13 protein-coding genes and 1 pseudogene are annotated in these 13,943 nt (G+C 66.3%); 13 read left to right on the top strand and 1 reads right to left on the bottom strand.

Annotated features, from left to right (window positions below):
* The first annotated feature begins 106 nt into the window (after positions 1-106).
* The 13 genes and pseudogenes from KHP16_RS06665 to KHP16_RS06605 all read left to right on the top strand — a co-directional run.
* Positions 107-955: an STAS domain-containing protein gene (locus tag KHP16_RS06665; protein WP_109581189.1), complete on the top strand. Its 849-nt coding sequence runs from the start codon at positions 107-109 to the stop codon at positions 953-955.
* 12 nt (positions 956-967) lie between these two features.
* Positions 968-1,327, top strand: coding sequence for an STAS domain-containing protein (locus tag KHP16_RS06660; protein WP_109581190.1), 360 nt, complete (start codon positions 968-970; stop codon positions 1,325-1,327).
* Between the two features lies 1 nt (position 1,328).
* On the top strand, positions 1,329-1,775 hold the full coding sequence (locus tag KHP16_RS06655; RefSeq protein WP_373561893.1) for an ATP-binding protein: 447 nt from the start codon (positions 1,329-1,331) through the stop codon (positions 1,773-1,775).
* Positions 1,776-1,803: 28 nt separating this feature from the next.
* Positions 1,804-2,796 carry an ATP-binding SpoIIE family protein phosphatase gene (locus tag KHP16_RS06650; RefSeq protein ID WP_109581191.1) on the top strand — a complete coding sequence of 331 codons (993 nt, stop codon included), beginning with the start codon at positions 1,804-1,806 and terminating at the stop codon, positions 2,794-2,796.
* Positions 2,797-2,798: 2 nt separating this feature from the next.
* A complete protein-coding gene (locus KHP16_RS06645; RefSeq protein WP_208648198.1) occupies positions 2,799-3,704 on the top strand; it encodes a sensor histidine kinase in 906 nt (301 codons plus the stop codon).
* On the top strand, positions 3,694-5,709 hold the full coding sequence (locus KHP16_RS06640) for a hybrid sensor histidine kinase/response regulator (RefSeq protein WP_244835661.1): 2,016 nt from the start codon (positions 3,694-3,696) through the stop codon (positions 5,707-5,709). The genes KHP16_RS06645 and KHP16_RS06640 overlap by 11 nt, the downstream gene beginning before the upstream one ends.
* Positions 5,710-5,941: 232 nt before the next feature.
* Complete coding sequence (locus KHP16_RS06635; RefSeq protein WP_211959996.1) at positions 5,942-8,101, top strand: TonB-dependent siderophore receptor; 2,160 nt, start codon at positions 5,942-5,944, stop codon at positions 8,099-8,101.
* A gap of 135 nt (positions 8,102-8,236) precedes the next feature.
* On the top strand, positions 8,237-8,677 hold the full coding sequence (locus KHP16_RS06630; protein ID WP_179593003.1) for a hypothetical protein: 441 nt from the start codon (positions 8,237-8,239) through the stop codon (positions 8,675-8,677).
* A gap of 231 nt (positions 8,678-8,908) precedes the next feature.
* Positions 8,909-9,097 (top strand): hypothetical protein, encoded by a 189-nt coding sequence (locus KHP16_RS06625; RefSeq protein WP_115952214.1) that lies wholly within the window; start codon positions 8,909-8,911, stop codon positions 9,095-9,097.
* Between the two features lie 272 nt (positions 9,098-9,369).
* Positions 9,370-10,512, top strand: coding sequence for an AI-2E family transporter (locus KHP16_RS06620; protein WP_244835660.1), 1,143 nt, complete (start codon positions 9,370-9,372; stop codon positions 10,510-10,512).
* A 201-nt stretch (positions 10,513-10,713) separates the two neighbouring features.
* Positions 10,714-11,514: an IclR family transcriptional regulator gene (locus tag KHP16_RS06615; RefSeq protein ID WP_211959783.1), complete on the top strand. Its 801-nt coding sequence runs from the start codon at positions 10,714-10,716 to the stop codon at positions 11,512-11,514.
* Between the two features lie 4 nt (positions 11,515-11,518).
* Positions 11,519-12,574 carry a cyclase family protein gene (locus tag KHP16_RS06610; protein WP_211959782.1) on the top strand — a complete coding sequence of 352 codons (1,056 nt, stop codon included), beginning with the start codon at positions 11,519-11,521 and terminating at the stop codon, positions 12,572-12,574.
* 123 nt (positions 12,575-12,697) lie between these two features.
* Positions 12,698-13,813: pseudogene (locus KHP16_RS06605) on the top strand (ABC transporter substrate-binding protein); the annotation flags it as partial.
* A gap of 44 nt (positions 13,814-13,857) precedes the next feature.
* On the opposite strand, the gene KHP16_RS28660 reads toward KHP16_RS06605, so the two are convergent.
* Entirely contained in the window at positions 13,858-13,929 is a 72-nt protein-coding gene (locus tag KHP16_RS28660; RefSeq protein ID WP_407935564.1) for a hypothetical protein, read from the bottom strand.
* Positions 13,930-13,943 lie beyond the last annotated feature (14 nt).

The following is a 13,943-nucleotide window of genomic DNA, read 5'->3' as shown; positions in this document are numbered from 1 at the left end:
TATCAATCCCACCTAGAATGGTTTTCGATGCCCGTAGTCCCCGTCCGGACGACTGCCACCGCGCAGCGCGTACCGGTCCTGCCCGAAATTCAATACCAATCTCTCCATGCGACAAGAAAACCAGCGCCTCGCCGATCTGCTTCGTGACGAACAGGACGCCATCGTCAAGAGCTGGACCGCCGAGTATCACCTGAACGCCGGTGGCCGCGGCATCAGCAACAATCTGGCCGCGGAACAGGCCGCGATCCTCAAGGGACTGGAAGCGGGGGTTCGCAACGACGGCGATGCAGCCAGCTTCGAGGCTGGACCCTGGTCCGCGCTGCGCGAGACGCTGTCGCAGTTGTCGGCTTCGCGCGCCGCACAGGGCGAGACCGCCGACGTGACCAGTGCATTCGTCCTCGCCATCAAGCGGCCGATCTTCGACGGCCTGCAGCGCCATCGCGGCGAGGTCGATAAGCAGATCGAGGTGCTGTGGACCGCGTCCTCGATCGTCGATCGCATGGCGCAGTGGACGATGTCCGCCTACCAGCGCTCGCGCGAAGACATCATCGCGCGCCAGCAGCACGAGCTGCTGGAACTGTCGACGCCAGTCATCAAGCTGTGGGAAGGCGTGCTCGCGGTACCCGTCATCGGCACGCTCGACAGCAGCCGCGCGCAGATCGTCATGGAGACGCTGCTCGAGCGCCTCGTGGAGACAGGCTCCGAACTGGCGATCATTGACATCACGGGCGTGCCCACTGTCGATACGCTCGTCGCGCAGCACCTGATGAAGACGGTGACGGCCATCCGCCTGATGGGCGCGGAAAGCATCATCAGCGGCATCCGTCCGCAGATCGCGCAGACCATCGTGCATCTCGGCATCGACCTGCAGGGCATCCAGACCAAGTCCTCGCTGGCCGACGCGCTGGCGGAAGCGATGCGCCGCACGGGCCATACGGTCACGCGCAGCGCCTGAGCGGGAGCCGACATGGAACGCATTCCAATCCTGCGCATGGGCAAGTTCCTGCTCGTGACGATCCAGATCGACATGCAGGACCAGACCGCCCTGCAGTTGCAGGAAGACCTCGCGTCGAAGATCGAGAAGACCGCCGCGCGGGGCGTGCTGATCGATGTATCGGCGCTGGAGATGGTGGACTCGTTCATCGGCCGCATGCTGGTGAGCATCTCCGGCATCGCGCGGATCCTCGGCGCGGAAACGGTCGTCGTGGGCATTCAGCCCGCGGTGGCCATCACGCTGGTGGAACTGGGCCTGTCGCTCGCCGGCGTGCGCACCGCCCTCAATGTGGAGCGCGGCATGGCCATGCTCGACGCCGCCCGGGATCATTGACATGAGCGCCCTACTGACGGGTCAACCCGCCGGCCAGCCAAGCGGCGCGATGGCGCCCACCGGCAGCACGCCCCTGCGCGACGAGCGCGACATCGTGCAGGCGCGCGCCATCGTGCGCAGCCTGTCCGTCGCCCTCAAGTTCTCCCTCGTCGAACAGACCAAGATGATTACCGCGGCCAGCGAACTCGCGCGCAATACCGTGGTGTACGGCGGCGGCGGCGATATGCGCTGGGAGGTCATCGGCGACGCGACGCGCAAAGGATTGCGCCTCCATTTCGAGGACAAAGGGCCCGGCATTCCGGACGTCGAGCAGGCACTGGTCGACGGATGGACCACGGGTGGCGGGCTCGGCATGGGATTGTCGGGCAGCAAGCGATTGGTAAACGAATTTGCCATCCGTACGAACGTTGGCGAGGGGACCTGTGTCAGCATCACTCGGTGGAAATAGCACCCACGGCCCCCACGTCGCGTTTCCGATGGGCGATCCGAGCCGCGTCGGCGAGGCGCGCCGGTTCGCCGCCGACCTCGCCTCGCGACTTGCGTTCGACGCGATCCAGTCGGGCCGGCTCGCCGTGGTGGTCAACGAGCTCGGGAAGAACCTGCTGCGCCACGCGGTAGGCGGACGGCTGCTGATCGGCGCGCGCACGATCGGCGACAGCGTGGCCATCGAACTGGTGTCGATGGATCAGGGCCCCGGCATCGCGGACATCCAGGCCTGCATGCGCGACGGCCATTCGTCCGCGGGCACCGCGGGCCAGGGCCTCGGCGCCATCCAGCGCATGGCCGACGATTTCGATATTCACTCGCAGCACGGTGACGGCACGCTGGTGCTGGCGCGCTTTTATCGCGAACGCGACCGCAGCGGTGCCCCGCGGCGCCTGACCGGTTTCGCCGTTGGCGCGATCTGCCTCGCCGCCCCGGGCGAACGCGCGAGCGGCGATGGCTGGAGCGTCTCGATCGGCGCCGGCACCGCCGAGGTGATGGTCGCCGACGGCCTCGGTCACGGCCCGGATGCCGCGATCGCCGCGGACGCGGCGCTGGCCGCATTCGACCGCCCCCGCGCGTCCGGTCCGAGCCGCTTCGTCGAGCAGGCGCATGCCGCGTTGCGCGGGACGCGTGGCGCGGCCATCGCCATCGCGCAGCTCGATGCCAATGCGAGCCGCATCCGATTTGCCGGCGCGGGCAACGTCATCGGGCGTATCCTCTCCGGTGTGGCCGATCGCACGCTGCTGACGCAGAATGGCACCGCCGGCGTACAACTGCGCACGCATGTGCAGGAGCAGGAGATGGAGTGGCCCGCGCACGCGCTGCTGCTGGTCTGCTCGGATGGTGTGCAATCGCGCTGGCAACTGGAAGAACGCAGTCTGCTGCAACGGGATCCGGCCCTCGTGGCCGCCTTCGTCATCTGGAAATTCTGCCGTGGCCGCGACGATGCCACCGTGGTGGTGATCCGCCGCGCGGAGAGCTGAACATGCCCGAACTTGAACACGACCCCGCCACCCTGCAGGCCATGCTGGCGGCGCGCACGCAGGAAGTGGAAGCGCTGCGCGCGGAACTGGAGGAGACCAATCGAGGCGTGCTCGCGCTGTACTCGGAACTCGATATCCAGGCCGACCAGCTGCGCCAGGCCACCGAACTCAAGAGCCGGTTTCTGGCCTACATGAGCCACGAGTTCCGCACGCCGATCGTGGCGATCCAGAGCATCACGCGGCTGCTGATCGACCGCGTGGACGGGCCCCTCACGACAGAGCAGGAACGGCAGGTCAAGTTCGTCCGCGATACCGCTTCGGAGTTCGCGGAGATGGTCAACGACCTGCTCGATCTCGCCCGGCTCGAGGCCGGACGCGTCGATGTCTCGCCGGCGTGGTTCGACATGGTGGCGCTGTTCGACGCGCTGCGCGGCATGTTCAAGCCCGTGCTGACCAACCCGGAGGTGTCGCTCATCTTCGAGGAGCCGAACGATATCCCGAAGCTGTTCGCCGACGACCGCAAGCTGTCGCAGATCCTGCGCAATTTCATTTCCAACGCGCTCAAGTTCACGCCGAGCGGCGAAGTCCGCATCGCCGTGCACAGCGACGACCCGGCCACCATCACGTTCTCGGTCCGCGACACGGGCATCGGCATCCCCGCCGAAGCGCACGGCGCCGTGTTCCAGGACTTCGTGCAGATCGACTCGCCGCTGCAGCGTCGCTACCGGGGCTCCGGCCTCGGGCTCGCGCTGAGCAAGCGGCTTGCCGAGGTGCTGGGCGGTCAGGTCGGCTTCGAGAGCGAAGTCGGCGTCGGCTCGCGCTTTTATGTCACGCTGCCCGTCACCTACGCCGCGCCGGCCGGGGACGCCGCCAACCTCACTGTAGACGGAGGCGGCCATGGGCACTGAACCGATGCATCCCGCTATGTCCGCTATCTCGCCCGCATCCGCGACCCCGCCGGATGCCGACCGCGAAGCCGCGCCAATGGTGCTCGTCGTCGACGACAATCCCGTCACGCGCTATGCCACCGTTCGCACGCTGTCCGCGGCGGGCTTCCGCACCATCGAGGCCGAAAGCGGCCAGGAAGCGCTGCAGCGCGCGGACGTGACCGTCTCGGCGATCGTGCTCGACGTGAACCTGCCCGATATCGACGGCTTCCAGGTCTGCCGCATGCTGCGGGACCGTCCCGATACCGCGACGGTGCCCGTGGTGCATCTGTCGGCCACGTACGTGCAGGACTACGACAAGGTGCGCGGGCTCGATGCCGGCGCCAGCGCTTACCTGATCCACCCCGCCGAGCCGGCCGTGCTCGTCGCGACGATCTCCTCGCTGCTGCGCGCCAGCGCTGCGGAGCGCTCGCTGCGCGAGTCCGAGTCGCGCTTCCGCGCGATCTACCATCAGGCCATCGGCGGCATTTGCACGATCGATCTCGATGGCCGGTTCGTCGACATCAATCCCGCGATGCAGCGCCTGCTGCGCCGGCCGCCAGAAGAACTCGTCGGACAGCCCGTCATGTCGTTCGCCCCGCCGGCCTGGCGCGAACGCGTGCAGGAGGCCACCGGTCCCCATGCGAATCAGGGCTGGCAAGGCGCATTCCCCCTGCTCGACGCGGAGGGCCAGCTCACGTTCTTCGAATGGAGTATCTCGGCGGTGCTCGAGACTGGCGTCAAGGTCGCGGTCGCGTCCAACATCACGGATCGCGTCAACCTCGAGCAGCAGCGCGAGCAGCTGATCGAACGCGAACAGGCCGCGCGCGCGGCCGTCGAGCGCCTCAACCGCATGAAGGACGACTTCATCGCGATCCTGTCGCACGAACTGCGCAACCCGCTCAACGTGATTTCGGTGTGGACGCATGTGCTCGGGCGCCATATCGACTCCGACGAAGGCCGTCGCGGGCTCGCCGCCGTCGAGCGCAACATCGCGATCCAGCGCCGGCTCGTGGCCGACCTGGTCGACGTGTCCATGCTCAACGTCGGCAAGATGAAGCTCGAGCGCGAACGCACGAATCCGGGTGACGTCATCCGTAGCGCCATCGAAAGCATGCAGGCGTCCGCGGCGGAGCGCCGTGTGACGCTCGACCTCGAGGTCGCGCCGGGCCTGGCGAACGAGGCCTTCATCGACCCGGCACGGTTTCAGCAGATCCTCTGGAACCTGCTCTCCAACGCCATCAAGTTCTCGCCCGAAGGCGGCGTCGTGCGCGTGACCGCGCGTGGCGAAGGCGATGCGATGCAGGTCGCCGTGGTCGATCAGGGGCGCGGCATCTCCGCCGAATTCCTGCCATTGTTGTTCGACCGCTTCACGCAGAGCGACGATGCCAACCGCCGCAAGCACGGAGGCCTCGGTCTTGGACTCGCCATCGTCAAGCATCTGGCGGAGATGCACGGGGGCTCGGTGCTCGCGCGCAGCGCTGGCGAGAACCAGGGCTCCACCTTCGAGGTCACGATCCCGCTGCACGATACCGCCCGGGGCGCGGACGCCGATGCGGCCCGCAAACAGCCGGCACTGACCGAGCAGCCGGTGCCGCTCCACGCGCTCGACATCCTCGTCGTCGAGGATGACGCCGATGCGGCCACCGCGCTCTCGACCATCCTTACGAGCTATGGCGCCCGCGTCCGCTGCGCGCGGGATTGCGACGAGGCGCTCGCGCACATCCATCAGGCCACGCCCGACCTCGTGATCAGCGATATCGGGCTGCCCGGGCGCGATGGCAACGACCTGATCCGCGACATCCGCATTCGGGAAACGCTCGAATCGCTGCCGCGTGTGCCGGCCATCGCGCTGACTGCGTTTACGCGCCAACAGGACCGCCGCGTCGCGCTGGAGTCGGGGTTCGATGCGGTCTGCGGCAAGCCGCTGCGTCTTCAGGACCTGCTCGGCGCGATCGAGGCCACGCTCGGGCCCGGCCATGGATAGGAATCCCCACAGATTCTTCTGCTCATCGTGTACGAAATTTCCGAAATGTTAGCCGGAATTGCCGCAAATAGCTGACGTGTTAGGCGCGATTGCGCGCCAAATTTCATAGATCTCCGATTTCGCCATGCCTGCTGGATAGGCAACATTCGGGGCTCCCAAAACGCGAATCGTTCGCATCCGCGACGCTTCGTTCTTCAAGAGCCAACCGAAGATGAGATCCAGCTTGCATTCCATGCCGGCGCGCGCGGACGCGCCCGCCCCCCGCGTTCGTCCGCTCGCGGCCCTGATCCGGCTATCCCTCCTGACGGGCTGCCCGCTTGGCGGTGCCGCGATGGCCCACGCGGGCGAACTGCCGACCCTCCCCGCCGTGACCGTCAGCGCGCCGACGCTCGCGGCGACCGATACGCGGGGCCAGCAGCTGGACATGCCCTTCGCCAACGGCGCGCTGGGCAGCCGCTCGCAACTCGACACGCCGTTCTCCACGACGATCGTCAGCGGCGAGAACCTCGACGACCGCCAGGTCACCAAGCTCGGGGACGTGTTCGCGCTCGATGCTTCGGTCACCGACAACAGCAACGCCAACAGCGCGTGGAATTCGTATCTGACCGTGCGCGGCGTGCCGCTCGACTGGCAACGCGGCTTTCGCATCAACGGCATGCCGTATGTCGGCTACGGCAACACCCTGCCCTACGAACAGCTTGCACAAGTCGAGCTGCTCAAGGGGCCGGCGGCCTTCATGTACGGCTTCGCGGCGCCGGGCGGCGCGATCAACTACGTCACCAAAAAGGCGCCCGCGGCCGGTCAGCCGCTGCTAGCCAGCATCGATGCCGGTTACCGGAGCGCGCATCTGTGGGGCCAGCATCTCGACCTCGGCGGACGCGTGGGCCCGGAAGACAGATTCGGCTATCGCGTGAACCTCACGCACGAGGAAGGCAAGCCCGCCAACGCGGTTGGCATGAACCGCAACGCGGCATCGCTGGGACTCGAAGCGCGTATCACGCACGCCCTGACATGGACGTTCGACGGTATTTATCAAGATCGCAATGCCTGGGGCCAGACCCCGACGTTCGCGACCTACGCGATCCACGGCAAGCAGTTGCCCGGCGCCGTCACCGGGCGCGGCGGGAGGTTCGCAGGCCCTGACCAGCACCTCTATACCAACCTCCAGCTCTATACGACGGGCCTCCGCTACGCGCTGTCCCCGGACTGGACGCTGAGCACGCGCTACAGCTTCTCCAAACAATGGCGCAACCGCAACGAGTCATCGTTCCAACTGAAGGATGCCGCGGGCAACTACGACGACTATCGCTACTACGGCATCCAGGGGCATCAGTTCAATTACGTCGAGGCGATGGCCGAAGGCAGGTTCCGCACAGGACCGGTCGGGCACCAGATCGTGGCGGGCGTTTCGGGGCAAAAGCAGCGTAACGCGTACAGCCGGGGCACGGGTCGCTTCTTCCTGCTGGGCACGGGCAATCTCAATGAGCCCAACACGAACGTGTTCTACACACCGGACGGGCTCGTCATGTACCGCTCGAGCGACATCGAGCAAAAGGCGGCGTTCGTCTCGGACACGATGCAACTCACCGAGCGCTGGGCCTTGCTGGCCGGCGTGCGCTACACGAACTTTTCGCAGCACTACTACCACCGCGGCGGCGCGACGAAGAGCGTGTACAGCAAGAGCGGCGTGATGTCGCCCACGGCCGCGCTGATGTTCAAGCCCGACCCGGGCACCACGCTTTATGCCAGCTATGTCGAATCGCTCGAACCGGGCACGCAGGTGAGCGACCCGAGCCTCGCCAATTTCGGACAGCAGCTCGATCCGATTCGCAGCCGCCAGTACGAGGTCGGGGCAAAGACCGACCGGGATCACTGGACTGGGACGGCGGCGCTGTTCCGCCTCGAACGCGGCGCACAGTATCGCCAGGGCGACTACATGGCGCAGGACGGGCTCGAGGTGTACCAGGGCGCCGAACTGGATGGCTATACCCGCTTTGGTCAATGGGACGTCAAAGCGAGCGCGATGTACCTGCATTCGCGCTATGCGCGCGGTGCGGCGAACAATGGCCATCGCGTCGCCGGCGCGCCGCAGCTCGTGCTCGCCGGTGCGGTGGGATACCGCGTGCCGTTCGTCCCCGGCCTGCGCCTTGGCGTGGACGGCAAGTACACCGGCAGTGTCAAGCTGCGCCCCGCCAATGACATCGCGCTCGGCGGCTACACCGTGTTCAATGCGGGGGCGACGTACCAAACGCGGCTTGCCGGACGCGACATCACGCTGCGGGCGGTGCTCGCCAACCTCACCAACAAGCGGTTCTGGGGCTTCCAGTACGCCGACTACATGCAGCCCGCCGACCCGCGCGCGATCAGCCTGAACGCGAAGATCACGTATTGAAGTCCTCGCGGCGGTGAGATATCCGTCCGATACCGGCTGCTCGCTGGATGAGCGGCCTGTCGGACCGTTCCCACTGGCGAACCCGGCAATCGCTGCCTACATTGAGGGCATCGGTATCGCCCCGGAGGATTCGCCATGGCCCGCTCGCTCGTCTTGTCCTTATTGCTACTGCTTACGGGCAACGTGGCGCATGCCGTCACCAAATGTCAGGGGCCGGACGGCATCCTCTATCAGAACGGCTCCTGCCCGGCGGGATACACCAATATCACGGCGGGCATGAAGGCCAACATCACCACTGTGCCTCGCAGCACGCCGGCGTCGCGCCAGCAGGACGCCGCCTACGCGCGCGTGCTGGCCTCCGCGGCACGCGAGCGCGACGCGCAGTGGACGCTCGATCAGCAACGGTATCGCATCGCGCAGAACAACTTCTGGGCCGAGTGTCAGATGCTCGAGTTCCAGCTTCGGGCGAGCGAACGCGCCATCGTGGAATCGCCCACATGGGAAGGCGCGCGCCGCTATCGCGACAGCCATCGCGCGCTACGCACGCAGCAGTACGACCTCGGGTGCTACGGTTGATGAGCGTCGTCCGATGTCTTCACCCGCGCGGGTTACTTACACCCCGCTTACAGCACGCGCCATGACGATCAGAAATCCCGCCGATATTAGCCGTGCTTAGATCGGCCTACAAAAAGATTCAGACGCCAAGCGTAGCGCCGTTCCCTACAATCCGGGTCACATTCCGGCCCGCCAGCTTTCGTCGTTGTTTGTCGTGAGTTTCGCGGTCGCAACTCTCATCCGTGAAGAAACATGATGACTCTGACCGCGATCGTTGCGTACATGCTCGCCTGCATCGTTGCACTGGCCTACGGCGCCCGCTGGGTGCTGAAGAATGACCCGCTGCTGCGCAAGCATGTGCTCAAGCCAAACACCCTGCCGCACGCTGGTCCGCCCCACCCGCACCCGCACGCCCGTACACATACCGAGGACCGCGGATAGCGCACGCTAACCGCGGCGCCTTCGCGCCGTTTCCCTTGTTGGCCCGGTCATGTCCTGCCGGGCTTTTTTCTTTTCCGCCGCCGTCCTACAGGGCGAGGTGCGACGCGCCGACACCGCGGGGCATCGGTTTGGCTATGGTGTTAGCAGGGCATCTTGCCCGTGCCGCTCCCATATCGATCGCCATCATGTCCGCCCTTGCGCCGCCCGCGCCGCCTTCTCCGCCCTCCCCGCCCACCCCGCCGGAAATCATGCCGGAACCGGATACTCAGCCAGTGAGCGGTGTCGAAACGCCACCCCCCGCGGTCGTGACACCGCCCGTCGCCGTCGAGGACGAGGCGTCCGCCCGCTATGTGCGGCGTGCGAGCATCGCGCTTGTGATCCTCGCCACGCTTGCCTCGCTGTATGCCTTGCACGCGGCGCGCACCTTCCTGGTTCCCGTGGTCATGTCGATCGTCCTTGCCTATCTGCTCGATCCGCTCGTGGCGGGCCTGCAGCGCGTCCGCGTACCGCGCAGCGTCGGGGCCACCTTCGTCCTGCTGGCGATGTGCACGCTGCTGTCATGCCTCGCGTATCTGCTGCAAGGCCAGATCGAGTCGATCGTCGACCGGCTACCGGAAATTGCACGCAAGTTGTCGCGCTCTCTGGGCGCGCTCATGTCCGGCGACGATTCGATGATCCAGAAAGTGCGGCGTGCCGCCACGGTGCTCAGCGGCACGGGACAGCCCGCGCCGGCGCGGGCGCCGCAGGTCGTCGTCGAGCGGTCCAGCGACGGTCTGAGCAATGTGCTCTGGCTTGGCTCCGCCGGTGTGTTCTCGATGCTGGCGCAGATGACTGCCGTGCTGTTCCTGACATGGTTCCTGCTGCTCGGCGGCGACATGTTCAAGCGCAAGTTCGTGAAGATGGTCGGCAAGACCATCAGCCAGAAGAAGATCAGCGTGCATATGCTCGCGGAGATCAACCGGTCGATCCAGCGCTACATGCTCATGCTGCTCGTCACCAACGCGGCATTGGGGTTTTGCACGTGGCTGCTGCTCAAATGGCTCGGCATGGACAATGCGGGTACATGGGCCGTCGCCGCTGCCGCGCTGCACCTCGTGCCTTACTTCGGCGCCGTACTGATCGCGATCTGCCTGGGCGTGGCCGCCTTCATGCAGTTCGGCACGCTCGGCATCGCCGCGATCGCTGCGGGCGGCTCGCTGCTCATTGCCACGCTCATCGGATCCGTCGTGACGACGTGGATGACGGGCCGCATGGCGCGCATGAACGCTGTCGCCGTGTTCGTCGCGCTGCTGCTGTTCACGTTTCTCTGGGGCACCTGGGGCATGCTGCTGGCTATTCCGCTGGCCGTCATTGCCAAGGTCGTCGCGGACCACGTCGAAGGCCTCGAGCTACTTGCCGAATTTCTGGGCGAATGAGCCAGCCGTTTCACGCCGCAATAATTTCATTCCGCAAAACTATGATGCACCGCATGATGACGCGGTGCAGTCCATCGCCTATAACGTGCCTCTGACGCCCGCGCACGCCACGTGCGGGCCATAAAGGAGCCGCCGCCGACTCGCGTCATGCGCGTTGCCAAGAGTTTCATCCGGCGAAATTCCAAAAAAACAGGAGACACGGTGACGGTACCCAGCACGTCCCTGCAGAAGGCCTGCCGGCTGCTGCGCGCGCTCTCGGATACGCGCCATACGCGGCTGACCGACGTCGCCGCCGCGGCTGGCGTGGACAAGGCGTCGGCACTCCGGCTGCTGGAGACGCTCGTGTCCGAAGGCCTCGTCGAACGCGACCCCGAGACCAAGGCGTTCTCGCCCGGCCGCGAATGGCTGACGCTCCAGTCCGCCGCGCAGCGCCGTTTCGATCTGCGTCCCGTTGTGCGGCCCGCGCTCATCCGGCTGGCCAATGCCTTCGAGGACTCGGCAATCCTGTCCGTGCCCAGCGGCTGGGAGTCGGTCTGCATTGAACTGCGCCTGGGCACGTTCCCCATCCGCGCGAATTATCTCGACATCGGCAGCCGCCGTCCCCTTGGCGTGGGTGCGGGCAGCCTCGCGTTGCTCGCCGCATTGCCCGACGAAGAAGTCGAAACGGTGCTGGGCTGCATCGCGCCCTCGCTCCGCCGCTATCCGCGGCTCAATGCCGATGTGCTGCGCCGCCATATCGACGCTACGCGGGAGCGCGGCTACGCGGTCCTGCTGGACGTCGTGGTCGAGCGCATGGGTGGCATCGCGATCGCGCTGCCGGATGCCAATGGCTATCCGCTGGGCGCGATCAGCATGGCGGCGCTCAACGAACGCATTACCGAGCGCGAGGCGGTCATCGCCCGTGCCCTGCGCCGGGAGGCCGAGGCGATCTGCGCCACCTGGCGTGGCCGCGCGCCTGCTCCCCAACCCACCACCACCACCACGACCATCGAGGAGGCTTGACCGCATGCGCTGGAAACAACGTCCGGAAGGTTCCAACTGGGGGGACTTCGGTCCCGACGATCAGCTGGGACGCGTGAACCTGATCGGCCCCGAGCAGGTGGTCAAGGGCGCGCGCGAGATTCAGACTGGTCTCAGCTTCTGTCTGTCGCTGCCGCTGGACTATCCCGGCGGCAACAAGCTGAATCCCCGGCGGCACCCTCCCGTGCTGCGGCCGACGTTCCGCGAAGACACGCCGTACCTGAACTTTCCGCTGGCGAAGGTGCACCCCGCCGCCACCGACGTGATCAGCGACGATCAGGTGCTGCTCTCGCTCCAGTATTCGACGCAGTGGGACTCGCTCGCCCACGTCGGCGCGCTGTTCGACGCCGACGGCGACGGCCGTCCGGAACGCGTCTACTACAACGGCTATCGCGCGAACGACCATATCGTCGGCCCGATGGAGTATGCGGAGGATGACGGCTTCTCCGCGCACCCGTGCGGCCACGACCACAGCCACGCCGATGCGCTCGGCATCGAGAACTTTGCGGTCAAGGGCATGCAGGGCCGCGGCGTGCTCGTCGACCTCGCGCAGGTGTATGGCACGGACTTCCGCGACATCGGCTACGACGACCTGATGCGCGCCATGGACGCGACCGGCGCCGAGGTCGAGTCCGGCGACATGCTGCTGCTGCGCACGGGCTTTGCCGAGGTCGTGCTGTCCATGGCCCGCGATCCCGACGAGAAGGTCCTGCACCACAGCTGCTGCGCGCTCGACGGGCGCGACGAACGGCTGCTCCAGTGGATCACCGACGCGGGCATTGCCGCGCTCGTCGCGGACAACTACGCCGTGGAGCGCTTTCCCGCCCGGCCAGCGCCCGCCGGGCAAACCACGCATCCGATGCTGCCGCTGCACCACCACTGCCTGTTCAAGCTCGGCCTCCCCCTCGGCGAACTCTGGTACCTCCAGGAGCTTGCCGACTGGCTGCGCGCGAACGGCCGCACGCGGTTCATGCTGACCGCGCCGCCATTGCGGCTCCCCGGCGCAGTCGGGTCGCCGGCGACGCCGATCGCTACCGTCTGATTGCCGCGCGCCTGCGCGCCTGCTCGCCACATAGGTGGACGGTGCGGGCTGGTGGGCAAACCCAATGTTTGGCCGTTAATTGCTGTTTTAGCGACATCCAACAAGAAAGCCGAGGAGACAATCATGCGTATTCCCTTCGCCCGCAAGGCCATCGCCGCCATCGCGCTGGCCGCCACCGGTGCATTGACAATGCCCGAGGCCATCGCTCAGCCCAAACCCGGCATTTCCGACGACGTCGTCAAGATGGGCCTGCTGCTGGACATGAGCGGCCTGTACGCCGACGTGACCGGCCGTGGCAGCGCCGCCGCGGCGCAGATGGCCATCGACGACTTCGGTGGCAAGGTCCTCGGCAAGAAGATCGAGCTCGTCGTCGTGGATCACCAGAACAAGGCCGACATCGCGGCCAACAAGGCGCGCGAGTGGTTCGATACGGACCACGTCGACGCGATCCTCGACGTGGCCGCGTCAGCCCCCGCCCTTGCCGTGCTCGACGTGGCGAAGCAGAAAAACCGCATCGTCGTGTTCTCGGGCCCCGGCACCGAACGCATTACCAACGACCTGTGCACGCCGGTCTCCATCCACTATGCGTACGACACCTATGCGCTGGCCAACACCACCGCCAAGGCGATGGTCCAGCGTGGCGGCAAGACGTGGTACTTCCTGACCGCCGATTACGCGTTCGGGCACACGTTGCAGCAGTCCGCCACGACGGTCGTGCAGGAAGCCGGCGGCACCGTGCTCGGCGCCTCGCGGCATCCCACCGGCGCGAGCGATTTTGCGTCGTACCTGCTGCAGGCGCAGGCCAGCAAGGCACAGGTCGTGGGGCTCGCCAACGCGGGCGGCGACACGGTCAACGCCATCAAGGCGGCGTCCGAGTTTGGCCTGACGCGGAACAACGCGCAACGCATGGCCGGCCTGCTGCTGTACATCAACGACATCCATGCCATCGGCCTCAAGACCGCGCAGGGGCTCGTGCTGACCGAGGCGTTCTACTGGGACATGAACGACCAGACGCGCGCGTGGTCGCGCAAATACTTCGACAAGGTCAAGAAGATGCCCAACATGAGCCAGGCGGGCGTGTATTCCTCGGTAACGCACTACCTCAAGGCCGTGCAGGCCGCAGGCACCGACGACACCGCCGCCGTGATGAAGCAGATGAAGTCGATGCCGATCAACGACTTCTTCGCGAAGAATGGCCGCATCCGCGAGGACGGCCGCATGATCCACGACATGTACCTGTTCGAGGTCAAGGCGCCAAACGAGTCCCGGTATCCGTGGGACTACTACAAGGTGCTCGCCACCGTGCCGGGCGACCAGGCCTTCATGCCCGCGTCCAAATCCCAATGCCCCCTGATGAAGAAATAACCCG

The sequence above is a fragment of the Cupriavidus plantarum genome (genome assembly GCF_905397285.1).
GTDB classification, from domain to species: Bacteria; Pseudomonadota; Gammaproteobacteria; order Burkholderiales; family Burkholderiaceae; genus Cupriavidus; species Cupriavidus plantarum.
Note: the sequence above shows the minus strand (reverse complement) of the source record. Positions and strands in the feature narration are given on the sequence as shown.

What these genes read in the sequence shown, in the direction of transcription:
- KHP16_RS06650 (WP_109581191.1), top strand. Translation starts at nt 1,804, where the DNA reads ATGGGCGATCCGAGCCGCGTCGGCGAGGCGCGCCGGTTCGCCGCCGAC.
- KHP16_RS06665 (WP_109581189.1), top strand. Translation starts at nt 107, where the DNA reads ATGCGACAAGAAAACCAGCGCCTCGCCGATCTGCTTCGTGACGAACAG.
- KHP16_RS06645 (WP_208648198.1), top strand. Translation starts at nt 2,799, where the DNA reads ATGCCCGAACTTGAACACGACCCCGCCACCCTGCAGGCCATGCTGGCG.
- KHP16_RS06610 (WP_211959782.1), top strand. Translation starts at nt 11,519, where the DNA reads ATGCGCTGGAAACAACGTCCGGAAGGTTCCAACTGGGGGGACTTCGGT.
- KHP16_RS06625 (WP_115952214.1), top strand. Translation starts at nt 8,909, where the DNA reads ATGATGACTCTGACCGCGATCGTTGCGTACATGCTCGCCTGCATCGTT.
- KHP16_RS06640 (WP_244835661.1), top strand. Translation starts at nt 3,694, where the DNA reads ATGGGCACTGAACCGATGCATCCCGCTATGTCCGCTATCTCGCCCGCA.
- KHP16_RS06655 (WP_373561893.1), top strand. Translation starts at nt 1,329, where the DNA reads ATGAGCGCCCTACTGACGGGTCAACCCGCCGGCCAGCCAAGCGGCGCG.
- KHP16_RS06660 (WP_109581190.1), top strand. Translation starts at nt 968, where the DNA reads ATGGAACGCATTCCAATCCTGCGCATGGGCAAGTTCCTGCTCGTGACG.
- KHP16_RS06635 (WP_211959996.1), top strand. Translation starts at nt 5,942, where the DNA reads ATGCCGGCGCGCGCGGACGCGCCCGCCCCCCGCGTTCGTCCGCTCGCG.
- KHP16_RS06630 (WP_179593003.1), top strand. Translation starts at nt 8,237, where the DNA reads ATGGCCCGCTCGCTCGTCTTGTCCTTATTGCTACTGCTTACGGGCAAC.